This window comes from Brevibacillus schisleri, assembly GCF_055685845.1.
Genome location: NZ_JBVNDM010000001.1, coordinates 2,365,059 through 2,389,513 on the forward strand (window position 1 = coordinate 2,365,059; position 24,455 = coordinate 2,389,513).

Here is a 24,455-nt window from a genome sequence, read left to right on the forward strand (position 1 = left end):
AAACATTCCTTTAGTATACCGAATGGGACGAGCGGATGGTATACTCAGGTGAGAAAAGGTGGAAAGCAGGAGGGAATATCATGAGCACGATTGCGAAAGCATTGACGATAGCGGGTTCAGATAGCGGTGGGGGAGCTGGGATTCAGGCAGATCTGAAAACCTTTCATCAACATGGTGTGTACGGAATGAGTGCGATCACAGCAATCACTGCACAAAATACATTGGGCGTAGCAGGTGTGTATCCGTTGCCGACAGAGGCAGTTGCCCAGCAAATGCATGAGGTGCTGCGTGATCTTGGCGCTGACGCGGCGAAAACGGGCATGCTGTTCAACGCTGATATCATTCGTGCTGTTGCAGAAGAGCTCAAAGCATTTGGCCTGAAAAAGCTGGTGGTAGACCCAGTGATGATCGCTAAGGGAGGGTCAAAGCTACTGCTGGATGAGGCGATCGTTGCATTGAAAACAGAGCTGTTGCCGCTCTCGGAAGTCGTCACACCGAACTTGCCGGAAGCAGAATGCTTGACTGGCATGAGAATCGAGACGACAGATGAGATGCGCGAAGCGGCAAAAGCGATACATGCGTTAGGCGCCCGCAATGTCCTGATGAAGGGTGGACATATGCAAGGGGACGTTGTCGTTGATATTTTATTCGATGGTGCCGCATTCCATGAAATATCCCATGAGCGTATTCATACACGCCATACGCATGGCACAGGTTGTACGTTCTCAGCGGCTCTTACAGCAGAGTTAGCCAAAAATACACCGCTCATCACTGCGGTTGAAAAAGCAAATCGCTTTATCTTCCAAGCTATTAAGACAGCTCCGCAATTAGGTGGCGGGCATGGGCCGACCAATCACTGGGCGGTTGTAGATTGATTTGACGAATCCAAAAATGAATGCCCCACAGCGATACCGTACAAACAATCGCTGAAGGGGCATTTTTTATTTGACTTCAATAGAAAAAGTACCTTGAAGTCGTTCAGGATAGCTAGACAGAGGAAAGGAATAAGAAGTAGGCGTACCTTTGTTTGTTTTTCGCTTGAATAGCATGGAATAGTATTGAATGGATTCATCATCTGTCGAGTGGGTGCTTCCTTGCACATAATCATATTCATTTCCCACGTCGTCAGTCAGGTCATACCCTAAGGAGATATGAGAGTCTTTATCTTGGGGTGGAACCTTCAAAGAAAAGTCCATACCCACCACATCATCAACTTGACGTAGTGCCGTTAATTTTAAGCGATCATTTGGCACGTTTGTTAATGTGTCTGCCTTCGCATCGATTACGATTTGCAATTTATCTTTGTCTATGGCACGAATACCATCGGCTTTGAGAATAAGCTTTTCGGGCTCTACAAAATAAATACTTTCCAGATGGTATACTCTTCCATTCTCACCGTTGTCCCGAACAGGAACGCCATTTCCCCAAAAAGCGAATGTTTCTCCTTTTTCATCTTCAAGCCTCAGCTTATCAAAATCAAATATGTGCTTTTGGTTAGCTGGATCAAAGCGAATGCTCACTTCAGTCTGAGTAGGAAAAACCGCGATTTGTTCAATCGTGAAACGCTGACCGTCGATCATGACTTCCTTCATCACGGGGTACACTTTTTTGTCAAAGGTCTTAAATTTGTTTTTATCTACAGCAAAGTCGATCAAGAGTGGAGTCTTTTGTTCGAGATTATTGATAGCAAGTGAGACTTTTGCAGTCATTGCATCGGGTATTTCAGTGGCTTCATTGATGACAATATCAATACGATCCTGAATCACAGGCTCTTCTCTCCCCATGCTTGACCAAGATACACCATGCTCCCATTCCTTTCCCGTTTGGTCTAACAACTCGATCTTGTGCAGGGCTACTTCTTTATCAGTAAATGGATGCTTTATAGTATAGAAGAGAACCATCCGTTTATCGTCGGCCAAAACTTGATCGATGGTAAACGTCACATCTTCTACTGAACCACTGGCGCCAATATTTTGGACAAGATTGTGTTCTGCTGCCTTTTGCAAGCCTTTGTCATCCCGAAGAAACGCAACGATCTTCTCCATCCCGGGAATAGAGCTGACATAAGCGGCAACAGCAGGTGAAAGGCGAACGGAAAAAATAAACACAAAAAGGAATAAACAAGCAACCAGACTAGAACCCACGCGTATCCACCGATTGCGGCTCCGATTTTGACGCAGCTCTTTTGCTTGTTCCATTCCTCTTCGAATGTATTGATCAATCTCAGCGGGAACCATGAATGGACTCGCATTCTTTTTATCATTTTCACTCATAAAGCTCACCAGCCTTTCCCGAGATCTTTGCGAAGTGCACCTAGAGCCTTGTGCAGCCACGTTTTGATGGTGCCTTCCGGATGACCGAGTACCTCTGCAATATCGCGTATCGTCCGATCTTCAAAATATTTTAAAATAATGATGTGGCGATAATTTGGACGGAGACGAGCGAGAGCCTCTTCGATTTGAATACGCTCGACATTTTGGGCGTCCATCGGGAGACCTGCACGACTCTCGACGTCATCTTCCATCGGACTCAAGATAATCCGTTTTCGATGCTTTTGCTCATCGAGACAAATATGAATAAGGATGCGGGTCAGCCATGTACGAAAATACGCAGTCTGTTTCAATCGTGCAAGCTTGAGATAGGAACGGCATGTCGCTTCCTGAATGGCCTCTAGTGCATCTGTCTCGTTACGGAGAAAGGCGTAGGCGATTTTATACAGTTGATCCTTATGAAGGCTGACGAGTTGAAAAAAGGCATCATCATCCCCATTTTTTGCGCGCGAAACGAGCTGTTCCAGATTCACTTTTTCCCCTCCTCTACCATTAGACGGTGCAGAGGCAAAAACGGTTTTCCTAAAATGTCAGCAACTTTCTTTTGTTTGAACCAATCACCCGTCCACTGCTTACTGTAAAAGAAAGAAGTGTGTAAGGATGGGGTGCAGGTGTATGTGGATCAAATGGGTTACGATTCATGAATCGTATGGCCTCCCACGGATTGCTCAGGAATGTCGGCGTTATTTAGAAATGAAAGGAATTCGAGTCAGGCTTTTGTCCAAACAGACCGAAAAAGCAGGATATGTCTATACTTTGCAAGTGCCGCTAGCTCAACAGGAGCAAGCAAAGGTGCTGCTACGCGATTTTAAAAACACCCTGAAATAACGGGCACAGCCATACTTCTCCTTACGTTCAGTCGAATGGCACGGGCATACTAGGTGAGGGGGGATGATGGATATGGGAACGACCCTTTTGGAACGACCTGAAAAGACGGAGCAAAAAGGCAGCAAGCTGTTTGTTCCGGATTATATTTTCGTGGAACCACATGCATTGAATTATCCACTTGGAAAAGAGCTGTATCAACGTTTTCAAGCGGAAGGGATTCCGATGCAGATGACGACCAGCCATAATCAGGTTCGTGGCATCCCTGGGGATACAGAAGTGGAGAAATATCGCAATGCGAAGCGGACGTTGGTCATTGGTGTACGCAAAACATTGAAGTTCGAGACTTCCAAGCCTTCCGCCGAATATGCCATTCCACTGGCTACGGGATGTGCTGCCCACTGTCATTATTGCTATTTGAACACCAATATCGGGACAAAGCCGTATGTTCGAGTGTACGTCAATACAGATGAAATTCTGGCACAGGCTGAGAAGTATATCCAGGAACGCCCGGGTGAGATCACACGTTTTGAGGCAGCCTGTACATCCGATCCGGTTAGCATTGAGCATCTAACGGGCAATTTAAAACGAGCGATTGAGTTTATGGGCCAGCAGGAGTTTGGGCGGTTGCGCTTCGTGACCAAGTTTCACCACGTGGATTCCTTGCTGGATGCCAAGCACAACAAGCATACCCGGTTTCGCTTCAGCATGAATGCCGACTATGTCATCAAAAATTTTGAGCCAGGTACTTCCAGCTTTCATCAGCGACTGGAGGCAGCAGGGAAGGTAGCCAAGGCCGGTTATCCGCTCGGCTTTATTTTAGCGCCTTTGTATTGGTTTGACGGATGGGAAGCAGGGTATACCGATTTACTGGAAAGACTGCGTTCGCAGTTGGTTCCCGAAGCGATGGAGGATTTGACGTTTGAGCTGATCCAGCACCGTTTTACCAAGATTGCTAAAAGCTTGATTCTCCAGCGCTATCCGAAAACGAAGCTTGTGATGAAGGAAGAAGAGCGCAAGTACAAATGGGGGAAATACGGGAAAGGGAAGTACGTCTATCCCGACATCCAAGCAAAGGCTTTGCAGGCCCATTTGGAAAGTGAAATTGCCCGACTGTTTCCTCAGGCTCGCGTTGAATATTTTACGTAAGCACCAGACTGCTCTCGATGAAGAGCAGTTTTTCTTTAGAAAAAGGAGTACCAAATGATACCAAACGACACAATGCGAATGTTTTCGACAAACGCTTACATACGTGCTAGAATATGGAGTGCTCTCATTTTCTTGAAAGGGATCGAAGCATACATGAAGTCCATATTGATTACCGTTGAGGGACCTATTGGAATTGGGAAAACCTCTTTATCGCGGGAACTAAGCCGTGCATGTAACTTGCAGCTACTGGAAGAGATCGTCTACGAAAACCCATTCTTGGGTAAATTTTATGAAAACATTGCCGAATGGAGCTTTCAACTCGAGATGTTTTTCCTCTGCAATCGTTACAAGCAGTTGCAGGATATACATTCAGAGTTCCTGAATCAAGGTATTTCCGTTGTTTCTGATTACAATATTTTCAAAAATACGATTTTTGCCAAACGGACGTTACAAGGAAATAACCTACCAAAGTACCTTAAAATTTATGATATCCTAACAGAGGATTTACCTCAGGCCCATTTAGTGATCTACATGACAGCTTCGATTGAAACCGTGATGAAGCGGATTGCGATGCGCGATCGCGAAATGGAGCGCAGCATGGATGTCACCTATATGGAGAACCTGATTGCGGATTACAACGAGTTTATGGACGCGTTTGAAAAGCATCATCCGGATACGCCTGTCATCAAATTCGATTGTGACGATTTGGATTTCGTACATAGACCAGAAGATTTGAAGTATGTACTGGATCGAATTGCACCACGGATTCAAGAGTTGATGGGACAAGAAGGATAGGGAACAAGGGAAAAGTAAGCATGGGGATAAGGAGTTGCGTACATGTCGAGGTTTCAAAACAGCACGCTTCGTGAAAAATACGGGATACCAAACAACGCAGTGATTACGATTGGCGGAACAGTAGGGGTAGGAAAATCCACCTTTACACATGCCTTGGCAGATCAGCTCGGATTTCGTGTATCTGTAGAGAAGGTTGACAATAACCCGTATTTGGGCCGTTACTATAATGATTTATCGCGTTGGGGTTTCCATTTGCAAATTTTCTTTTTGGCAGAACGCTTCAAGGAACAAAAACGGATGTTTGATTATGGCGGCGGTTTTGTCCAAGATCGCTCCATCTATGAGGATACCGGGATTTTTGCCCGTATGCTGTACGAGCAAGGCAACATGACAGAAGAAGATTACCGCACTTATACAGAGCTTTTTGAAGCGATGGTCATGACGCCTTACTTCCCGCATCCAGATATTTTGATCTACTTAGAGGGAAGCTTCGATGATATTATTGGTCGCGTAAAAGAGCGCGGGCGTCCCATGGAGCAACAAACGCCGGTGGATTATTGGCAAGATTTGTTTGGCCGCTATGATAGCTGGATTGCTTCCTTTACTTCCTGTCCGATTTTGCGGGTCAATATTAACGAATACGACGTTGTGGATGACCCATCTTCGGTAGAGAGCATTATTGCGCGGGCAGCTGAAAAAATTCGGCTTGGACGAGCTACCCGCTTTTCATCATAAAGATCCTATGCCATAACAGAGCACCCCTGCATATTGCCAGTAAGAGGCGGAAGCAGGGGTGCTTTGCTTTTATTTGGTGCGATATCCTTCCAAGAGAAGGGTCATCGCTGCTGAAATTTCCTCAAGGGACTTCTTATGATCAGGCGTCTCTGAAATCCAGAGCACGGCTTCGTTCATCGCACCAGACAGCAAATGCGTCAGAGCATCGATGGAAACCGGACGTAGGTACCCTTGCTCCTGCATCGTTTGAAGCTGCTCTCTGAGATGCCGCATGGAGTTTTCCTCGTCCATTCGTCTCCACTTTTCCCACCCGATGACAGCAGGGCCATCGATAAGCAAAATCCGCTTGTTGCGATGTTCGACGGCCGAGGAGACAAAGGCCAAGCAACCCAAGATCAATTGTTGCCAAGGCTCCTCACTTTTCGCAGCTTCCGCTTCTACGCGCTCTCCGATTTCTTGTTGCACAGAAGTCAGTACTGCCTCAAATAATCCTTCTTTGCTCCCAAAGTTATGGTACAGTGCGCCACGGGTCACCCCGGCTTGTTTCACGATGTCTTCCATGGCCGCATCCGCATAGCCTTGTTTGGAGAACACCTCTCTTGCTACTTCGATCAGTTTTTGCATCGTTTGCTGTTTTTGCTCTGCTTTGGACATCTTCATGCTTTACAATCTCCTTACTTGTTTCATGCCAGATTAGACAGAGTCAACATAACTGTCAGCAAATGCTTCAGAAGGCGGGATTACTTTTATGATATCAAGTAAAATGCCGTTTGGATCGGATGTGATAAAATGCCGCTGACCGAAATCTTCGTCTTTAATGTCAAGATGGAGAGGAAGACCTGCTTTCACAATAAGCCTCTCGTATTCAGCGTCAACATCATCGACTTCGAAATTAAGGATAAGACCACCATCTACTGGCTTTTGGAATCCTTGTGGAATTGTGTCGTGAGAAGGATCTAAGATGGCTAGCTCAAAAGCTGGAGTGCTGCTCTGATTCTGCATACTCACATACCAGTCTGCTTCGAAAACAATATCAAAGCCAAAGTGCTCTCGATAAAACTTCGAGCTAGTCTCAACCTGTTCTGTCAAAATAACAGGATAAAAGCTGTTCACTTTCATTCTGGATCTCTCCCTCACGATTGGATGAGGTTAATTTAACATACATACAGTATGTATGTAAAGTGATTTCGCTTTTTTCAACAAAGAGTTTCCTACACTTTGCCACACGCAAATCGGCTACGGATAAACCCCGCTGTGGTATAATAAGAACATCTTGGAATTAAAGGGGCTCAGACATGGCTGAAGAATGGTTTGAACGCAGCTTTCGCGAAGATTATGTGCTTGTGTATCGTCATAGGGACGATTCGGCCGCAGATGGAGAGATCGCTAATCTGTTGGAAAGATTGCCGGTAAAGGACACAGGACGCGTACTTGATCTTTGCTGCGGGAGCGGGCGTCATTCGCGTGCGCTGGCTCGCCGGGGGTATGAAGTAGTTGGTGTGGATTTGTCGCCTGTTCTTTTACAGTTGGCTGAGGAACAAAACACCTATCCACAGCTAAGTTTTGCCCGCTGTGATATGCGCGACATTCCGTTTCACGAAGAATTTGATATCGTGGTGAATTTGTTTACCAGCTTTGGGTATTTCTCCACAGATGAAGAAAATGCTAACGTTATTCGTAACATGGCACAAGCACTCAAAACAAAAGGTGAAGTGGTCATCGACTTCTTAAATGCAGCGTACGTCATCGATAACCTCGTGCCGCACTCTACCAAGGAAGTCAGTGGGATGTTGATTAAAGAAGAACGCTGGGTCCAGGATGGATTTGTGAAAAAGCGGATACTGATTTCCGACGAGTCATCGAATGAACCGCGTGAGTATATGGAGCAGGTTCGCTTGTTTTCTGCCGAGCAAATGATTGCGATGCTAACAGAAGCGGGATTCGAAAAAATCCAAGTGTTTGGAAACTATCTGTTTGAAGAATATGTAGCGCATGAATCACCTCGTATGATTTTTTATGCCGTGAAGCAATAGGGTGCGGATAACCTGTACGTCTCGTGAATATGATGGTGTAACAACCATTTATCGGGTAAAAGGGGGCATTGCTACAATGAGCAAGCTGTCTTTGGAACAGGTCAAATTGTATCTGAGCAAGGTACCTGGCTGGAAGCTGGTAGAAGACCGAATGGCGCTATCACGCACGTACCACTGTCGTGACTTTTCCACTGCAATCAGTTTCGTCAACCGTGTGGCAGAGATGCTTGAGCATGACAATCAGCATGTGGAAATTCATTTGGCAGGTGGCACAGTCACGTTTACATTAGCCACCCGCGAGGCAAAAGGTTTAACCGGCAAAGATTTTGCATTAGCCCAGACGATTAGCAAAGTAAGCTGACAGGCAAAAGAGAAATAGCCGCTTCTCACAGCGAAGCGGTGTTTCTTTTTGGCTTTTTAAGAGCTACTTTGCTATGATGGGCAGTATGAACTATTTCGGAGGGATTACAAGATGGACATTCAACAACATGAGCAATTGATTCAATTGTTGGCGGAGTATAAGAATCAAAAGGCTTCCGTGACTTTTACCCAATGGGATACCGATAGAGAAGAAGAGGAAGAGGTAACACAATTTCAAGCTCAGCTTCTGGAAACCAAGCTGACTGACAATGAATTTGAAGAAAAAGATCTCCTGCTCGTGTTTACGACAGAAGAGGGCGAAGAAATGGAAATCCTGATGGAGATTCCGGGTGATGAAGTAGATTTGGCTAGCTATGAGGAAGGCCATTTGCGAATTTTTGGAACAGAAGCGGAGATTGTTTTGCAAAAATGAAAACGAAACGAGCTTTTCGTTATGTAGGCACGCCTGATCCCATGTCTGATAAAGAGGCGTACCACTGCGAAAAATATATAAAGAAACACAAGCATTCCTTGGTGAGAGCGGGACAATATTTGGTTGATGTAACAGCCCTCCATGCTTTGTTTCACTTGGACTGTTGGAATTGCAGGACCGTTCATCGTGAGACCTGCTGTGAGGGTGGACAACCTTACGCTGTAGAAGAATGGCAGATTCCCATCATGGAGGGGGAAATCCCCTCTATCTCTGCTGGACTAAAGGATGAGGCTGAACGCAATCATTGGCTTCTCCATGGGGTTTGGGATCGCAATGAGCCTCGAGGAACCATTCGCATGCGACATGGCAATTGTCTTTTTTATCAAGAAAACGATGGGCGTTACGGCTGTGCGATCCATGCTTATGCGGAACAGGCTGGTCGAGAAGTTGAGCCGCTCAAGCCATATAGCTGTCAACTGTATCCAATCGACTTGATTGATACAGGGGAAGGGATCCTGCTAACGGCGGTTACCAACGAAACGTCATCCTTTTCCAGATGGGGGACGGATTATTTGGAGCAGTTTTACTGTGCCAGTCCGGCCCGCCGAAAGCTTGCTACGCATATCGACGACAAGCTGTTTGCACTAGACGGCTATCGGCCAGCCTATGAGTGGAATCTGCCTTTGTTACGTTATATTTTGCAAGAAGAGGCAGAGAGAATAGAAGGCATACTTGGGAGCAGCTATCAATTGGAACGTTGAATGCCTTGTGATATGATGATGTATGCATCAAGTAGATTGATAAAGGAGCAACAGCGATGAACGTCAAGACAACTCAAGAATCTCGTACAATTCAGGCATCACTGGTTCAGCCATCTGATACGAATTACCATGGTACTATTTTTGGTGGTACGATGATGGCTTATATAGATGAGGTAGCTGCAATCGCTGCGATGCGACATTCGCGTCGCCCTGTTGTGACAGCATCGATTGACTCGATTGATTTTCTTGCTCCCGTCAAAATGGGACATTCCATTTGCCTCGAAGCATTTGTTTCGTCAACGGGCAAAACGTCCATGGAGATTTTCGTCAAAGTCGTCTCGGAAAATCTCCAGACCGGCAAGCGTATTTTGACCGCGACATCTTTTCTCACCTTTGTTGCCTTAGATGAGGAAGGGAATCCGACTGAGGTGCCAGCTATTGTCCCTGAAACAGAGGAAGAAGAGCGATTGATGGCCACTGCGGACGAGCGGAAGAAAATGCGCAAAGAACGAAAAGGGAATCTGCAAGATTTTGTGAGCCAATTGAACATCGAGAAAAGCATATAATTTTTTTTAGTCTTCACCCTGAGCGAACATTCGTTCAGGGAATTCTCGTTTATTTATGAGGAGGAGGAATCGGGCAATGAAGTACCGCAGATTAGGAAAAACGGATCTGAACGTATCCGTAATCGGTGTAGGTACCTGGCAATTTGGCGGGGAGTGGGGACTGGATTTCTCCCAAGAAGCTGTTGACCAGATTCTCGACAAAGCAAAAGATTTCGGCATCAACTTGATTGATACAGCGGAATGCTACGGAGATCATCTGTCCGAACAGCTTATCGGGGGATATTTGAAAAAAAACCGCCGGGAAGACTGGATTGTGGCGACGAAATTCGGGCATCATTTTCACGACAAATTTTCTCGAACCAATCATTATGGAGCGGCTGAAGTTCAGCAGCAATTGGAAAAATCTCTGCAAGCCTTACAGACCGACTATATTGATTTGTACCAATTCCACTCGGGACCTGACGAAGCGTTTGACAATGATGACTTGTGGACCTACCTCGACAAGCAGGTGCAGGCAGGAACGATCCGCCATCTCGGACTCTCGATTGCGAAAAATGATAACATGCATCAAACATCTGCTGCTACTTCGGTAAATGCAAAAGCCATCCAGGTAGTTTACAATCGTCTGGATCAAAAGCCGGAAGAAGGTGTGTTTGCTTCTTGCCAGCAGCAAGACCTGGGTGTATTGGCTCGCGTTCCGTTGGCGAGTGGTTATTTGAGCGGAAAGTATAAGCCGGGTTCTGTATTCAGTGGAAACGATGTGCGACATCGACACGATCAGGAGCATGTCAACAAGCTGTTGCTCCAAGTAGAAGAAATCAAGAAAAATGAAGTTCCAGAAGGAATGGATATGGCGCAGTGGGCACTGGCGTGGTGCCTCAAGCATCCGGCTGTCACGACCGTGATCCCAGGTAGCAAGAGCCCAGCGCAGGTAGAGGCAAATGTCAAAGCGGCTGACTATGTGAGCGATGAGCATCCACAAACGATGTCGAAATAAAAAGGATACGTGCGATGACAATTCCGAAAAAGCGGTAAGAACGTGCGCGAATGGTCATTTGTCATTCAAGAAAGAATGATTGGGCAGAGCGAATAAAAAAAGGAGGAGCCGCGAGAGACAGCGACTTCTCCTTTTTCTTTTAATCCAAAAAGCGGGATCTGATCTGCGGGGTAGGAAGCATGCATTGCTCTGCTTTACCCATCCACCGATAGCGATTTCTCGCGACCCAATCATAAATCGGATTGCGGACAGGCTTTGGGATGAGCCGAGCTACATTGGATAGCAGAGGCCATCCACCTTGAAGCTTGCGACCAACGTGCAAGATCGCATCCGATTTTGTATATAGCTGTCCGTTGGCGATAAAGACAACGGATGACATGTCTTTTTCCTGATAGTTGTAATGAGACAAAATTTCCTGCGCTCTCTGAGACTGCAAGGAAGCAAAATGAATGTGTCCATGCGGATCACGCTTCAAAATAAACTGCACAGCACCGTGGCACAGATGACAAACCCCATCAAACAGTAACAGGTACGCAGGATGGTCCAGTTCTCTGCCTGCATTCATGAGACAGCCCTCCATACTTCAAGTGGTTTGGTCGAAATGCTCATCCTTAGCTCCATCATAACAGAGAAAAACAATGGTTCCTATACATGAACGATTATTCCGTCACAAACGCGAGTGTCCCTTGCTGGATCAACTCTTCAGCTTTTACGAGGTCAGGGTGCATTTCGCGGTCTTCATGCAGGCGGGGAATCACCCGGCGCAATTGCTCATAGGCTCGCGCTGTACCTGTTCCGAGATCACCCGAACCAAAATCGATAGCTTGAGCTGCTGCCAAATATTCGATAGCAAGCACCTTGGTGACGTTTGATACGATCGTGCGAAGCTTCCGAGCAGAAGTCGTACCCATGCTGACATGGTCCTCCTGATTGGCAGATGACGGGATCGAATCGACTGATGCCGGATGGCAGAGCACTTTGTTTTCAGAAACAATGGAAGCGGCTACATATTGCGTAATCATAAATCCAGAATGGAGTCCGCCATTTTCGGTTAAGAATCCGGGAAGACCACTTAGCTGTGGATTGACGAGACGTTCTGTGCGTCTTTCAGAAATATTTGCTAATTCAGCTATGGCAATGGCAAGAAAATCAGCAGCGAATGCCATTGGCTGACCATGGAAATTTCCGCCGGAGATGACATCGCCTGTTTCTGTGAAAAGGATAGGGTTATCGGTAACGCTATTGCATTCGCGTGTAACCGTAGTCCATACATACTCAAGCGTATCACGAGTTGCACCGTGGACTTGCGGGAGGCAACGAAGGCTGTATGGATCTTGGACGCGTAACTCACCCTGTCCAGTAGTTCGTTTGCTGCCAGATAAGTGCTGGAGCAAACGCTTCGCTGATTCCTGCTGTCCTGGATGCGGGCGGACGAGATGGAGCTGGGGATCGAAGGCTTTTGGAATTCCACGCAGTGCTTCAATCGTCATCGCCGCAATCAATTCCGCGCTTTCAAGTAGAACTCGCGAATCATACAAGGCGAGGCAAAGCTGTGCGGTCATTGCCTGTGTACCGTTAATCAGAGCCAGACCTTCTTTTGCCTCGAGTCGAATAGGGGAGAGGCCCACTTCACTCAGTGCTTCTTTACCGGATAGCCGCTTGCCATTTACGAGCGCTTCACCTTTTCCGAGCATGACCAGTACCATATGAGCGAGAGGGGCCAGGTCGCCGCTTGCACCAAGGGAACCTTGTTGAGGAATAATCGGATGAACCCCGCGATTGCATAGTTCTACTAGCTGAAGCAATGTTTCTTCCCGAATTCCCGAATACCCCTTTGCCAACGCATTGATGCGCAATGCCATCATCGCACGGACAACTTCAACGGCATAAGGGTCGCCCATTCCGCAGGCATGACTCATAATTAAATTTTCTTGTAGCTTGCTTACGTCCTCATCGTGGATCATGACATCGGAAAATTTTCCGAAGCCAGTAGTGATTCCGTATACGACTTCCTGCTGTGCAACCATTCTCTCCACCATGGCACGTGAAGCACGAACACGATGTAATGCTTCTTCAGATAATTGGATGTGGGTGGCGCTTCTTGCAATGGAAACAACATCTTCGATACGCAATTGATCCCCATCCACTTTTACAACGTTTACTTGCTGATTCATCTGTAATTTCCTCCTTTAGCAGAGCAGAGAACGAAAAGAGCGAGGGGTTAGGATACTATCTCCTAACCCCTCGCTCGAGAGCATGTATGTGATTGGATGAAACGTGTTAGCCTGCAATCGTCGCGGCATACGTTCTTCCTCACTTTCGTTCATGTGCAACTGTCTGATTATTTTAGCTATTGCTATCATTGTAGCAAATGCCTACGTGCAGTCAAGATGATCTTGTCACGGCGGCTTCCCTAGAGAGTAAAAAACGGGCTTAGTCCAATTTTTTAAACTGGGCGAGAGTCGTCTCTAGAGTTGGATAAATGTCATACCATGTACTGTGTTAGTTCATCCGAAAGGACGTGTAGAATTCCGTGGAAAAGCGACGTAAGATGCCGCCTATGCCTACCGCAATCCCAAGGCGTCCTAAAGAAATGCCAAAACCGCCTTCTTCAGCGATGCCATTACCGTCTCCATCGATGCCGTCACCTATCAAGCCTTCTCCTGAAAAGCCCAAGTCGGAAAGTCCAATCAATCCGAATCATTCTATTCCTGCGCGTCCAATGCCGAAAAAACCGATCATGCCTGCTCCCAATCTGGCTAACCCGAACGTGCCAAACGTGATGCCGCCAAATCGGATGCCAGCGAATCCGATGCCACCTAATAAGCCGTCCAATCCAATGCCACCAAATCTCAAGCCGAATCCAATGCCAATGCCCCCGAACCGGATTCCGGCAAATCCGATGCCTAACGCTTCACCGAATGTAAGGCCAAATGAGAGCCCAAACATGAGGCCAAATGTCAGACCCAATGTGCGACCAAATGAGAGTCCAAACATGCGGCCAAATGTGCGACCGAACGTAAGGCCAAACGAAAGTCCAAACATGAGACCAAATGTCGGACCGAATGTACGACCAAATGTCAGACCGAATGTGCGGCCGAATGAAAGTCCAAATATGATGCCAAATCTAAGACCGAATATCAGACCAAATATCAGACCAAATATCAGACCAAATGTAAGGCCGAATGCTCGACCGAATGAAAACATAGGAAGGGAGCTGGAGCTGTACCTGTTCAAATTCCAGTTCCATATGGATCGGATGGAGTATTTCCGCCACAAATGCGAGGAGCATCGTGAAAATCGCCGCAAATACATGGAATACCGCAAACATTACAAGCATCATGAACGAAGAATGCATCATTATCATGACCGTTGCCAATTATGGAATGACGGTAGCAGTTCCTTTGGTCGAGGTTCATCATCTTCATCCTCGGGTGGCAGTAGCTCCTCCTCTGGATACAATTATCGACATAGACGGGATCATAGACGAGGACGTGGGTGTGACTGCGGATGTTCATTTTGAAGCGCATGAGGAAGGACGCCAGCTAATTAAGCTGCGTCCTTTTCCATGCTCAATTCGTAAATGCTTCAACAGCGACTCCTTTTTTCTTTAACTCGCGCCTTAAAGTAAGGAGGGCATCATCTTTGTTTTTACATTCCAAGATGATGTCCACATTGTAATCCGCTAGCGCACTGACAAATGTAAGGAACGCCTCTGGATCAATATCGTCAGCATGAGCGCGAAAGTCATTTGCTGACTTAGGCGAGGACATGTGCATCTTCGGTGTGCGTTCTCCCCAGGTTTGAATAATTCGTGGAAGGTATTCCGTCCAATCCTCGCCATCAGAATGGCAGTTGTGGTGGTGAATATCGAGCACCATCGGCACACCGATCCGTTCGCACAGCTCCAGAACCTCGCGCATTGTAAAAGAAGTGTCATCGTTTTCCACGACTAAACGACGTTTGACGTTTTCAGGAAGCTGCTCGAAGTTGGATGCAAAACGAGCAAGAGAAGAGGCTTTATCTTCGTATACCCCTCCCACATGTGTCACCAAGACGGAATTATCGTCGAGCCCCAGTAAATCAAACACTTTTGCATGGTAGGAAAAATCGGCAATGGTCGCTTCCATCACAGAAGGCTTGTCACTGTTCAATATGCTGTAATGTCCGGGATGAGCTGTCAAACGAATGCCATGATTGCGGATATAATTCCCAGCTTTTTGGAAGTCCCATGCGAATTCCTTTGCCCAATCCCATTCAGCGGCTACTGGATGAGTAGCCAGTGGAACAAATTCAGAAGGAAGCCGATACAAAAAGATCTGATTTTCTACATTATAAGCAAGCAAATCCATTAAATTGAAAAAGTTTGCCTGCATAACTTGCCGCAGCTTTTTTAATCGAGCTGGGGGATCTAATTTATTTACTTGGGCAACTGTCGTTTTTTTGTTTGGATTGTTTTTCGTCTTTACACTGATGCAGGCATAGCCCATACGGATCAAGGAAATCTCCCTCCTTTGCAGCAGCATTCCTTTGTAGTATCTCCAAAACGGGGACGGCGCCGACTTCTTGCCAGGGAATTATAAAACGGATAAGATGGGAGAATGTCACAGGCACGCCTACAACCCGTAAAAATGCGGACGTTCCTCGTGAGTAGACTTCGGTAAAGGGTTTTGAAGGAGAATGCAATGAATAGTCTTGACCAATCCTATAGTATGACTCTGGTTTTTCTCTCCTATTTTATTTCAGCAATGGCGTCATACACAGCATTAGATCTAGGCGCACGTCTCCATTATGCAAAAGGCAGGGGACGTGTGTTTTGGTTATGTGCTGGAACCGTCTCCATGGGGCTTGGTATTTGGGCTATGCATTTTGTTGCCATGCTTGCTTTGCATCTGCCGATTGCTGTCGAGTATGATAACTTGATTGTATTTTTCTCGATTGTTTTGGCCGTGTTATCATCAGCGCTTACATTATGGATCGTGAGCGAGCAGTCCATGTCCAAAACGAGGGTGGTAACAGGATCAGTTGTCATTGGGACTGGTATCGCAGGAATGCATTATACAGGGATGGCAGCGATGATGATGAACGCCGTTATTCTGTACGATTGGCTATGGTTTACCGTATCCATTTTCGTGGCGATCTTGTTTTCGATGGTTGCGTTGATTCTTACGTTTCAATTGCGTTCGGTGGACCCAGTAGAAGGTCTCTGGCGTAAAATTTTTGTAGGGCTGTTGATGGGGGCAAGCATTACCGGCATGCATTACACTGGAATGTACGCCACCACATTCGTCGCTCACGAGCACATGGCAATCGCAGTGATCCCGTATGATGATTCGGGGCTGATCGCTACCATGATTGGCATTGTCAGTGTGTTGATTCTAGTCGTGACCTTGGCTTCTGTATACGTGGACAAGCAATTCGCAGGGAAGACCTTGCGCGTTCTAGAAAGTGACCAGCGCTATAAATCGCTATTTGAGCACAATTACGACGGAGTAATCTTTTACTCGATCGATGGTACGCAAAGCGTCATGAATCCAGCGGCGATGCGATTGACAAAGGAGCAGAGCTTGCCACTCGAAAAATTAAAGACGATGTGTATTTCTACAGATGCCGAGCTCATATCGACCCATTTTACAAATGCCGTGCAAGGTGAGGCATGCAACTGCGATATTACCTTGACGACGAGCGAGGGTTGTCAGCTTCATCTAAACATGACTCATACCCCCGTATTTGTCGATCAGCAGATTACGGGTGTCTTTATGATTGTGAGAGACATTACCAATAAGAAGGAATACGAGGCAAAAATCAATTATCTCGCTTTTCACGATTCGTTGACGGGTTTGCCGAATCGCCGTTTTGTCGAACAGCAATTGGATCAGGTGATCATGGAGGCCCAAAAAACAGATCAACAAGTTTACGTGCTGTTTCTGGATCTCGACCATTTCAAACTGGTAAACGATTCCTTGGGGCATGATTTTGGTGACCTGTTACTTCAGGAAGCCTCCTTGCGATTGCAGGATTGTGTAGGAAAAAAAGGAACGGTGTACAGGCTCGGCGGAGATGAATTCATGGTCATTCTGACAGATGTCACGGAAAGAGAAGTATCTTCCATGGCGAATGAAATCAACCAGACGATTGAACAGGCATTTTTTATACATGGGCACGAGCTGTACATAACGACGAGTATCGGGATTTCTCGTTACCCAGAGGATGGGCAAGACAGAAGTGTCTTGATGCGGAACGCAGATGCGGCGATGTATGCAGCCAAAGACAAAGGGAAGAACAGTTTCCACCTGTACGTACCGAATCTGGAGCAAGCAGTGAATGACAAGATGAATATTCAAAATGAATTGAATCGCGCTTTGGCCAGGCAAGAATTTTTATAGCATTACCAGCCACAGGTAAGTGCCAAATCAAGCGCAATCGTTGGCGTAGAAGCACTAATTCGGTGGGATCATCCTGAACGAGGCTTACTTTTGCCAGACCAGTTCATCTCGGTAGCAGAAGAAACCGGGTTGATCGTACCGATTGGAGAATGGGTGCTGCGGACGGCCTGCAAGCAGAACAAGCAATGGCAAGATCAGGGACTCATGCCGCTTCGGGTTGCCGTCAATCTATCTGCACGACAATTTCTCAAACAAGATTTTACCCAGATGATCGCTGAGATTCTGCACCAGACTGGGTTAGCACCGGAATACCTGGAGCTGGAAATCACAGAAAGCAGCATGATCGACGTCCAGTGCGCCACACAGGCACTTAAGGAACTAAAGCAATTAGGCGTGCACGTTGCGATTGACGATTTTGGAACGGGCTACAGTTCTCTCTACTATCTGAAAGAATTCCCGTTGAATCGTTTGAAAATAGATCGCTCGTTTGTACGCGCCATGATTGAACAGCCTTCCCATCAGGCCATTGTGTCCACGATTATTTCCATGGCGCATCATTTGCAACTGCATGTGATTGCAGAAGGGGTCGAGACAAAGGAGGAGCTTGCGTTTTTGCAGGAGTATCTGTGTGAAGAAGTGCAAGGCAATTTATTCAGCAGACCGTTTTCCGAGTGAAGACGTAGCATTTTATTTGCAAGCCCAAAAGGGGGTTAGTTAAACAAGAGGAGCAGCTCTCATGAGTTGCTCTTTTGTTTTGCTTCTGCCAGCCGAAGGAGGTGGTATAGCTGTCAAACTGGCACGTAAAATGTACTATTCCTGCTAACTTGTCAAGGAATTGCATCTAGGATGAAAGGAGGGAGAGAATGCTAGCTCTAGGTGTCATCTTATTGCTGTTTACCATTGGAGTTGCGATTGCCATTGGGTATCGGGCAAACGAAAGCGTCCGCCACTTTGATGAAAGCGCGCATGAGAGTTTTATCGGTTCCCAAGCAGAGAGGGAGGGATATGGGTGGCTTTTCGAACTTTGCGATCTCATTTTCGATTATCTCTATTTTGACAGGTGCAGTATCCTTGTATGGGCACGGATTACTCTATGGCGGTTCTGGCATGATGGGCTTCGGATGGACCTTGGTCGCGTTATTCGTCATCCTGATCGCAGAATCGATGTCTGAGCTCGCATCTGCGATCCCTACAGCCGGAGCATTGTATCATTGGGCAGCTATTTTAGGCAGCAAACGGTGGGGCTGGTACACAGCGTGGATCAATCTCATCGGCCAAATCGGGATTGTCGCAGGTATTGACTATTCGTTCTCTTTATTTGCGGACCCGCTGCTCGCGAGTGCGTTTGGCTATACTTCAACGGAAACGACTACGTTAATCCTGTTCGGGATTACACTCCTTTTGCACGGTACGTTTAACCACATTGGAATTCGACTCGTTGCCCGGTTAAATGATTTCTCTGCTTGGTACCATATTGGCGTCGTCGTCATACTCGTCGGAAGTCTCGTTTTTTTCTCCCGTCATGAGTTGCAACCGCTTGATTACCTCTTCCAAGTCGGTCAAACCTTTTCAGACAAACCGTACGCGGTTGCTTTTTTGATTGGGTTATTACAGGCGCAGTGGACATTTACTGGCTATGATGCATCGGCGCATACGATTGAAGAAACGATTAACCCGCGGGTTCGTGCTGCTTGGGGGATTTATACGTCTGTGGCCTTTTCCTTTATTTTTGGATTTATCATGCTTGCTTTTGTCACTTTATCCATCAAAAACGCAGCGGCTGTCAGTGAAGCGGAAAATGCATTTATTTATGTGATTAGCGAAGCATTAGGCGGCACATTTGGTTCCGTTGTACTGTGGCTCGTCACCTTTGCGATGTGGTTCTGTGGCTTGGCATCGATTACTTCCTTTTCGCGAATGTTGTATGCGTTTTCGCGTGATAAAGGAATGCCGTGGAGCCATCAGTGGGCAGAAATTTCGACCAAATACCGAACGCCGGCAAAAGCAATTTGGCTGGTTATCATCCTTTCCTTTGCGCTTGCCTTGTTCGATTACATCGTGAAAGTCATCAATCCGAACACGTCGTATACGACCTTGGCATTTCTGACGGCGGTAAGTGTCGTTGGGTTATATGTCGCTTACGGGATTCCGTTGTACCTCAAGCTCCGGGCGGAATCGCGGGGACTTTTTCAGCGGAAGCATTATGGTCCTTGGCATCTGGGGAAATGGAAAAGAAGCTCTGGCTCACGGAATGTGAAGGGCCACCCTTATGTCAGTATTGGCATAGGGTTTTTTTTCGTGAAGGACGGTTTTGCATAACGAATGGCAGAGGACGAAAAGCTATCAGTAGGAAGGAAATAGCCATACAGATGGGAGGTGGGCGATGAAAAGGGATGAGAGGGCTGCTACTAACAATGGGAATCGTGCTGATGGCACAAGAAACAAGCTTGGTTCCACAGGTGAGTGGGTATGACAGATATGTGCTGTCAGTTTATCCGAGATGAACTGCCATTTTTGGAAGAGTACGATCGAATCATGACAGAGAAGGTAAGGGAAGCGTTTTTACAGCAAAGGGTAACCAGAGACGTTTGTCAATGATCAAGGCGTGATGGTAGGGAATGGAGAAATGTGGCTGGGGCAATTTTCGAATCTAGTAGCATAAATCTTTTTATTGTTACAAATCGTATATTTTACATGGACATTATCGGTGGAAAATTCTAAAATAACAAATAAATAGACAGCTACAAATGTGGATTCGACAGCTTTGTCCTTGTGGAATGGACATTTGTTATTTTCATCGTTCCGTGATAGAATTCACAAAACGATATTTTTTTTAGCTAAACTTAACTGACTCGGGAAATGTTGAGGGATGAGGCAAAAAGAGGAGTGATTGTGTGAGTTTAGAAACGAAGAAATGGGCGGATGAAGTAGCTGAGCAGGTAATCTCATGGCGACGATATCTCCATCAGCATCCAGAATTGTCGTTTGAAGAGGAAAAGACGTCACAATTTATTTACGAAACGTTGGAATCTTTCGGGAATTTGGAGCTTTCGCGGCCAACCAAAACGAGTGTGGTCGCTCGACTGATCGGATCACAGCCAGGAAAAGTTCTTGGCATTCGCGCTGACATTGATGCTCTTCCGATCCATGAAGAAAATGATGTGCCATATGCATCAGGAAAAGCTGGCGTGATGCACGCGTGCGGACATGATGGTCATACAGCGATGCTGTTGGGAGCCGCAAAAATTTTGTCCCAGTATAAGGATCAAATCAAAGGTGAGGTTCGGTTCTTCTTCCAGCATGCCGAGGAGCTGCCGCCGGGTGGGGCAGCTGAAATCGTAAGAGCTGGTGCAGCGGACGGATTGGATTCGATCATCGGTATTCATTTGGCATCGTACATGCCTGTAGGGAAATTTGGTGTACTTTACGGGGCACTTACTTCATCGACAGATCGCTTCGATATCAAGATTCAAGGAAAAGGTGGGCACTCCTCACAACCGGAAGCATCAGTTGACCCGATCGTCATTGGGGCACAGGTTATTACTGGCCTACAACAAATTGTTTCCCGCAACGTCAGTGCGTTGGACAAGGTCGTTATTTCGGTGACGATGCTGAATGCAGGGACAGCTTATAACATCATTCCAGATTCGATGACGCTGACGGGCTCCACACGCTGCTTCGATGCACAGATTCGCCAAAATATTCCGATGTGGATTGAACGAATTGTCAAAGGAATTACCGAAGCGCATGGAGCAAGTTATGAATTCACGTTCTCGCATGGCTACACATCCGTTGTCAACGACAAGCAGGTGACGAAGCTGATGGAGGATACGATCCGCGAGCGTTGGGGAGAAAAAGAGATTATTTACATTGATCCTTTGATGCCGGGTGAAGATTTCTCTGAGTATTTGAAAAAAGCTCCTGGCTGTTTTATTCAATTGGGTGCTGGCAATCCGGACAAAGGCTTTACATACCCGCACCATCATCCTCGCTTTGATTTTGATGAGGACGCAATGGTACGCGGCGTGGAATTGTTTGTTCGGGCAGCTCAAAAAGTCGTCATGGCGTAGAGCGAGATAGAATGAGGGGGATGTCGTATGGCAGAGGCACGCGTCAATGAGTACAAGCTGCATTTTCTCGTACTTATTCTCGTCGCATTGACAGAATTTATCGGGACAAAAAAAATCAGTATTGGTATCGGGGTTATCGCTCTGTTTCCGATGCTTTACGCGCTCGTTTTAGGCGGGGCAATCAGTTGGCCGAAGTTTAAATTCTTAAGTGAAAAAGAAATGAACGTCGCAGCCAATATTTTGGGTGTTTCGTTTTTGATCTTTATTGCGAAGCTGGGAGCCAATATCGGGCCTGAGCTGCCTAAGCTGCTCGGTTCTGGTGTATCCTTGATTGTACAAGAGATGGGACACATTGTGGGGACAATTGCACTTGGTCTGCCAATCGCATTGTGGCTGGGTCTGAAGCGTGAAGCAATTGGGGCGACTTATTCTCTGGACCGCGAACCAAACTTGGCGATCATTGTAGAAAAGTTTGGAGCAAACTCTGCCGAAGCTCGCGGCGCGCTGGGCGTATATATTTGCGGAACCTTGTTTGGTGCCATTTATATGTCGATTCTTGCAAGTATTTTAGGAAGCAGCGGGTTGTTTCACCCGATTTCACTGGCGATGGGAGCCGCAGTTGGTTCTGGTAGTATGATGGCAGCAGCAACAGGCTCATTGGCTGTTATTTTCCCGGAAGCGCAAAAGGACATTGCCTTTTATTCCGGAGCGGCAAACTTGATGATGAGTATCGTCGGAACGTACGTGTGTATCTTCTTCTCCTTGCCGGTTACACAAAAGCTGTACGCATGGCTTGAGCCTATCATTGGACGTAAAAGCGCTTCTTCTGCAGCAGAAGGGGGGAGAAAAAGCGCATGAATCAAATCTTGACGATTTTTATCATTGGCTTCATTGCTCTTATCGGTAACTGGATCGGTTATAAAGTACCAATCATGGATTCTTTGCCAGGTATTTTGCTCTTGGCCGTCATTACGTTGATCGGAATGGGCTTTACTCGTATCCTGCCGTTCAAATCTCCCGTCATTGTTTGGATTTCTTTGTTTGCGATGCTTGCGACATCCCCGTTTTTCCCAGGGAATGAATATACGGCTGCTGCGATTGCCAAGATCAATCTGCTCGCATTGGCCACACCGATTCTCGCCTATGCAGGTCTGTCACTCGGAAAAGATGTTCATCTATTCAAACAGCTTAGCTGGCGTATCGTAGTCGTGTCTCTCGTCGTCTTTACTGGCACGTTCCTCTTCGCTACGTTGTTTGCGGAGATTGTCTTCAAGATTCAAGGTAAATTTTAACGAAACTGTTTTTGGGTTAGGGCCTCCGTGTGCTTCCATATGCCATGGAGGTTCTTTGCACATACAACGGCAGGAGTGGAGAGAGTATGGTCATTGATGTAAGAAAGGTTACCTGGCAAAGAGATGAAACAACCATTCTGCGAGACATTGCTTGGCAAGTGCAAGACAAGGAGCATTGGTGTTTAGTCGGGTTAAACGGCTCTGGTAAAACCAGTCTGTTGAAAATCATTTGTGGTTATGTGTGGCCGACAAAGGGGGAGGTCAGTGTATTAGGCAACCTTTACGGAACCGTCGACTTGCGCGAGGTGCGTAAATCAATCGGCTGGGTAAGCACAGCGTTGATGGCACAGCTTCATGAGCATGAAACTGCACTCCGTGTCGTCTTAAGTGGACGGGAGGCAACCATCGGCTTGTATTCCGTTCCTGATGAAGCGGACGTAGAGAAAGCGTCGGATTTACTCGATACATTTGGATGCCGTGCATTGAAAAACAGACCTTTTGCCGCTTTATCGCAAGGGGAGAGACAAAAAGTACTGATTGCTCGAGCCTTGATGGCTTCCCCTCGCTTACTCATCCTAGACGAGCCTTGCACTGGGCTGGACCTGCTATCAAGAGAACAGCTGTTGGCCATGATTGAACAAATCGCCAAGCAGCCTAACGGACCCACTCTCATTTATGTCACCCATCACATCGAAGAAATTTTGCCTTGCTTCACGCATACCTTGCTGCTAAAAGCGGGGGAAGTTGACCAGGCTGGAAAAACAGATGAGGTCCTAACGGCGGAACGTCTGACAAGCTTTTTCGGCGTACCTGTTCACATTCAACGCTCGCAAGGAAGATCTTGGGTCAGCTTAGGGGAAGAGGCGACCGTGTGATTATGTAGTGTGTTGGATAAGTTTGGGCACGAGTCAGCACGGTTGTGCATGATTGTGTATAATAACAATAAGAAATTGTATCTGGGAGGAGAGGAGAGATGGAGGCATGAACAATGTGATTGCACCAATCACAGACTCCACCTGGGCGATCATCACCTATGAGGAAGCGTGGAATAGCTACGTGAACAGCTATGTGATCAAACAAGGGAATGCCTTTGTATTGATTGATTCTCACCAGCGCAAGCAACGCTCATTTTTTCAACAGGCGTTGGAAGAGATCGGGGTCAAGCCAGATCGAACGGAATATGTCTACTTCACTCATCGACATGCTGATCATATTGGAAATGCCGATATGTTCCCTTCTCGTAACAATTGGATTCACCTCGACGATTATTACGAACTGGATGATTTTTCACAGACGCTATTCGGCCATACGTTTACAGGTAGTGGGGGAGATCTGCCGTCCCTGCGTTTCCGACAGCTTTCTTTTCATACAGAAGGCTCCGTTGCCTTCTTTGATCCCCAGTCGAAAATATGCTTTGTTGGCGATCATTTATGCTTTGAAAACACAGAACTCGGCCAAATCGTGGGCGGAGAAGTGGACTGCCGGGCAGCTTATCAAGAACAATTGAAGCAATGGGTAGCACGTGAACCAGAGCGAGCGGCGGAGTTTACGGAGGGCTTGAAGATTTTGCAGGATTGGCCCATTGAGTATTTAGCTACTGGTCATGGCCCCATTCTTCATGGCGAAATCAAGGAGTTTTTGCAAGAGTTGATTGCGATTGCTCGTCCGTAACAAAAAAAAGACTTGTGTGCCGCGCATTGACGGCTCGCACAAGTCTTTTTGC

28 protein-coding genes and 1 pseudogene are annotated in these 24,455 nt (G+C 46.7%); 20 read left to right on the plus strand and 9 right to left on the minus strand.

Annotated features, from left to right (window positions below; all coding sequences use genetic code 11):
• Nucleotides 1-80 precede the first annotated feature (80 nt).
• Entirely contained in the window at nt 81-875 is a 795-nt protein-coding gene (gene thiD / locus ACUUHJ_RS11740; protein ID WP_289677408.1) for a bifunctional hydroxymethylpyrimidine kinase/phosphomethylpyrimidine kinase, read from the plus strand.
• Between the two features lie 66 nt (nt 876-941).
• Here thiD and ACUUHJ_RS11745 read toward each other — a convergent pair whose 3' ends face one another.
• Together ACUUHJ_RS11745 and ACUUHJ_RS11750 are read right to left on the minus strand one after the other, a co-directional pair.
• Nucleotides 942-2,273 (minus strand): DUF4179 domain-containing protein, encoded by a 1,332-nt coding sequence (locus ACUUHJ_RS11745; protein ID WP_472298953.1) that lies wholly within the window; start codon nt 2,271-2,273, stop codon nt 942-944.
• Nucleotides 2,274-2,278: 5 nt separating this feature from the next.
• Nucleotides 2,279-2,803 carry a sigma-70 family RNA polymerase sigma factor gene (locus tag ACUUHJ_RS11750; protein ID WP_472298954.1) on the minus strand — a complete coding sequence of 175 codons (525 nt, stop codon included), beginning with the start codon at nt 2,801-2,803 and terminating at the stop codon, nt 2,279-2,281.
• 127 nt (nt 2,804-2,930) lie between these two features.
• On the opposite strand from ACUUHJ_RS11750, the gene ACUUHJ_RS11755 reads away from it, so the two are divergent.
• The 4 genes from ACUUHJ_RS11755 (at nt 2,931) to ACUUHJ_RS11770 (ending at nt 5,834) form a co-directional block, all read left to right on the plus strand.
• Nucleotides 2,931-3,158, plus strand: coding sequence for a hypothetical protein (locus ACUUHJ_RS11755; RefSeq protein ID WP_472298955.1), 228 nt, complete (start codon nt 2,931-2,933; stop codon nt 3,156-3,158).
• 72 nt (nt 3,159-3,230) lie between these two features.
• On the plus strand, nt 3,231-4,304 hold the full coding sequence (gene splB / locus ACUUHJ_RS11760) for a spore photoproduct lyase (protein ID WP_289677413.1): 1,074 nt from the start codon (nt 3,231-3,233) through the stop codon (nt 4,302-4,304).
• Nucleotides 4,305-4,457: 153 nt separating this feature from the next.
• Nucleotides 4,458-5,099: a deoxynucleoside kinase gene (locus ACUUHJ_RS11765; RefSeq protein WP_142496344.1), complete on the plus strand. Its 642-nt coding sequence runs from the start codon at nt 4,458-4,460 to the stop codon at nt 5,097-5,099.
• A gap of 42 nt (nt 5,100-5,141) precedes the next feature.
• Nucleotides 5,142-5,834, plus strand: coding sequence for a deoxynucleoside kinase (locus tag ACUUHJ_RS11770; protein WP_048032347.1), 693 nt, complete (start codon nt 5,142-5,144; stop codon nt 5,832-5,834).
• A gap of 69 nt (nt 5,835-5,903) precedes the next feature.
• Here ACUUHJ_RS11770 and ACUUHJ_RS11775 read toward each other — a convergent pair whose 3' ends face one another.
• Together ACUUHJ_RS11775 and ACUUHJ_RS11780 are read right to left on the minus strand one after the other, a co-directional pair.
• A complete protein-coding gene (locus tag ACUUHJ_RS11775) occupies nt 5,904-6,494 on the minus strand; it encodes a TetR/AcrR family transcriptional regulator (protein WP_289677415.1) in 591 nt (196 codons plus the stop codon).
• 33 nt (nt 6,495-6,527) lie between these two features.
• Nucleotides 6,528-6,953: a VOC family protein gene (locus tag ACUUHJ_RS11780; protein WP_289677416.1), complete on the minus strand. Its 426-nt coding sequence runs from the start codon at nt 6,951-6,953 to the stop codon at nt 6,528-6,530.
• Nucleotides 6,954-7,129: 176 nt separating this feature from the next.
• On the opposite strand from ACUUHJ_RS11780, the gene ACUUHJ_RS11785 reads away from it, so the two are divergent.
• From ACUUHJ_RS11785 to ACUUHJ_RS11810, 6 genes are all read left to right on the plus strand, one after another.
• Nucleotides 7,130-7,867 carry a class I SAM-dependent methyltransferase gene (locus ACUUHJ_RS11785; RefSeq protein ID WP_064199748.1) on the plus strand — a complete coding sequence of 246 codons (738 nt, stop codon included), beginning with the start codon at nt 7,130-7,132 and terminating at the stop codon, nt 7,865-7,867.
• A 76-nt stretch (nt 7,868-7,943) separates the two neighbouring features.
• Nucleotides 7,944-8,228, plus strand: coding sequence for a 4a-hydroxytetrahydrobiopterin dehydratase (locus tag ACUUHJ_RS11790; protein WP_007724250.1), 285 nt, complete (start codon nt 7,944-7,946; stop codon nt 8,226-8,228).
• A 111-nt stretch (nt 8,229-8,339) separates the two neighbouring features.
• Complete coding sequence (locus ACUUHJ_RS11795) at nt 8,340-8,660, plus strand: hypothetical protein (RefSeq protein WP_016739729.1); 321 nt, start codon at nt 8,340-8,342, stop codon at nt 8,658-8,660.
• Complete coding sequence (locus ACUUHJ_RS11800; RefSeq protein ID WP_289677417.1) at nt 8,657-9,421, plus strand: DUF3109 family protein; 765 nt, start codon at nt 8,657-8,659, stop codon at nt 9,419-9,421. Before ACUUHJ_RS11795 ends, ACUUHJ_RS11800 begins: the two co-directional genes overlap by 4 nt.
• Before the next feature lie 56 nt (nt 9,422-9,477).
• Nucleotides 9,478-9,987 carry an acyl-CoA thioesterase gene (locus tag ACUUHJ_RS11805; protein ID WP_012685841.1) on the plus strand — a complete coding sequence of 170 codons (510 nt, stop codon included), beginning with the start codon at nt 9,478-9,480 and terminating at the stop codon, nt 9,985-9,987.
• A 76-nt stretch (nt 9,988-10,063) separates the two neighbouring features.
• The gene (locus tag ACUUHJ_RS11810) at nt 10,064-10,984 is read left to right on the plus strand and encodes an aldo/keto reductase (protein WP_472298956.1); all 921 of its coding nucleotides are present in this window, start codon (nt 10,064-10,066) and stop codon (nt 10,982-10,984) included.
• Nucleotides 10,985-11,123: 139 nt separating this feature from the next.
• Here ACUUHJ_RS11810 and ACUUHJ_RS11815 read toward each other — a convergent pair whose 3' ends face one another.
• From ACUUHJ_RS11815 to ACUUHJ_RS11830, 4 genes are all read right to left on the minus strand, one after another.
• Nucleotides 11,124-11,564, minus strand: coding sequence for a thiol-disulfide oxidoreductase DCC family protein (locus ACUUHJ_RS11815; RefSeq protein ID WP_472298957.1), 441 nt, complete (start codon nt 11,562-11,564; stop codon nt 11,124-11,126).
• 79 nt (nt 11,565-11,643) lie between these two features.
• Entirely contained in the window at nt 11,644-13,158 is a 1,515-nt protein-coding gene (gene hutH, locus ACUUHJ_RS11820; protein WP_289677422.1) for a histidine ammonia-lyase, read from the minus strand.
• Between the two features lie 328 nt (nt 13,159-13,486).
• Nucleotides 13,487-13,678 carry a hypothetical protein gene (locus ACUUHJ_RS11825; RefSeq protein WP_289677423.1) on the minus strand — a complete coding sequence of 64 codons (192 nt, stop codon included), beginning with the start codon at nt 13,676-13,678 and terminating at the stop codon, nt 13,487-13,489.
• 6 nt (nt 13,679-13,684) lie between these two features.
• Nucleotides 13,685-14,221, minus strand: coding sequence for a hypothetical protein (locus ACUUHJ_RS11830; protein WP_472298958.1), 537 nt, complete (start codon nt 14,219-14,221; stop codon nt 13,685-13,687).
• A gap of 56 nt (nt 14,222-14,277) precedes the next feature.
• Here ACUUHJ_RS11830 and ACUUHJ_RS11835 point away from each other — a divergent pair, with 56 nt between their 5' ends.
• Complete coding sequence (locus ACUUHJ_RS11835) at nt 14,278-14,598, plus strand: hypothetical protein (RefSeq protein ID WP_472298959.1); 321 nt, start codon at nt 14,278-14,280, stop codon at nt 14,596-14,598.
• Here ACUUHJ_RS11835 and uvsE read toward each other — a convergent pair.
• Nucleotides 14,557-15,483 (minus strand): UV DNA damage repair endonuclease UvsE, encoded by a 927-nt coding sequence (gene uvsE, locus ACUUHJ_RS11840; protein WP_472298960.1) that lies wholly within the window; start codon nt 15,481-15,483, stop codon nt 14,557-14,559. The genes ACUUHJ_RS11835 and uvsE overlap by 42 nt on opposite strands.
• A 186-nt stretch (nt 15,484-15,669) precedes the next feature.
• Between uvsE and ACUUHJ_RS11845 the strand changes: the two genes are divergently transcribed.
• The 8 genes and pseudogenes from ACUUHJ_RS11845 (at nt 15,670) to ACUUHJ_RS11880 (ending at nt 24,403) form a co-directional block, all read left to right on the plus strand.
• Nucleotides 15,670-17,370: a diguanylate cyclase domain-containing protein gene (locus ACUUHJ_RS11845; protein ID WP_472298961.1), complete on the plus strand. Its 1,701-nt coding sequence runs from the start codon at nt 15,670-15,672 to the stop codon at nt 17,368-17,370.
• 57 nt (nt 17,371-17,427) lie between these two features.
• Nucleotides 17,428-18,045 (plus strand): putative bifunctional diguanylate cyclase/phosphodiesterase, encoded by a 618-nt coding sequence (locus ACUUHJ_RS11850; protein ID WP_472301177.1) that lies wholly within the window; start codon nt 17,428-17,430, stop codon nt 18,043-18,045.
• 324 nt (nt 18,046-18,369) lie between these two features.
• Nucleotides 18,370-19,605 (plus strand): annotated as a pseudogene (locus tag ACUUHJ_RS11855) (amino acid permease); the annotation flags it as partial.
• A gap of 659 nt (nt 19,606-20,264) precedes the next feature.
• Nucleotides 20,265-21,440 carry an amidohydrolase gene (locus tag ACUUHJ_RS11860; RefSeq protein ID WP_472298962.1) on the plus strand — a complete coding sequence of 392 codons (1,176 nt, stop codon included), beginning with the start codon at nt 20,265-20,267 and terminating at the stop codon, nt 21,438-21,440.
• Between the two features lie 27 nt (nt 21,441-21,467).
• Nucleotides 21,468-22,298, plus strand: a complete 831-nt coding sequence (locus tag ACUUHJ_RS11865; protein WP_087349404.1) for a DUF3100 domain-containing protein — start codon at nt 21,468-21,470, stop codon at nt 22,296-22,298.
• Nucleotides 22,295-22,732: a hypothetical protein gene (locus tag ACUUHJ_RS11870; RefSeq protein WP_012685856.1), complete on the plus strand. Its 438-nt coding sequence runs from the start codon at nt 22,295-22,297 to the stop codon at nt 22,730-22,732. The genes ACUUHJ_RS11865 and ACUUHJ_RS11870 overlap by 4 nt, the downstream gene beginning before the upstream one ends.
• A gap of 86 nt (nt 22,733-22,818) precedes the next feature.
• A complete protein-coding gene (locus ACUUHJ_RS11875; RefSeq protein ID WP_289677432.1) occupies nt 22,819-23,607 on the plus strand; it encodes an ABC transporter ATP-binding protein in 789 nt (262 codons plus the stop codon).
• A 106-nt stretch (nt 23,608-23,713) separates the two neighbouring features.
• Nucleotides 23,714-24,403 (plus strand): MBL fold metallo-hydrolase, encoded by a 690-nt coding sequence (locus tag ACUUHJ_RS11880; RefSeq protein WP_289677433.1) that lies wholly within the window; start codon nt 23,714-23,716, stop codon nt 24,401-24,403.
• Nucleotides 24,404-24,455 lie beyond the last annotated feature (52 nt).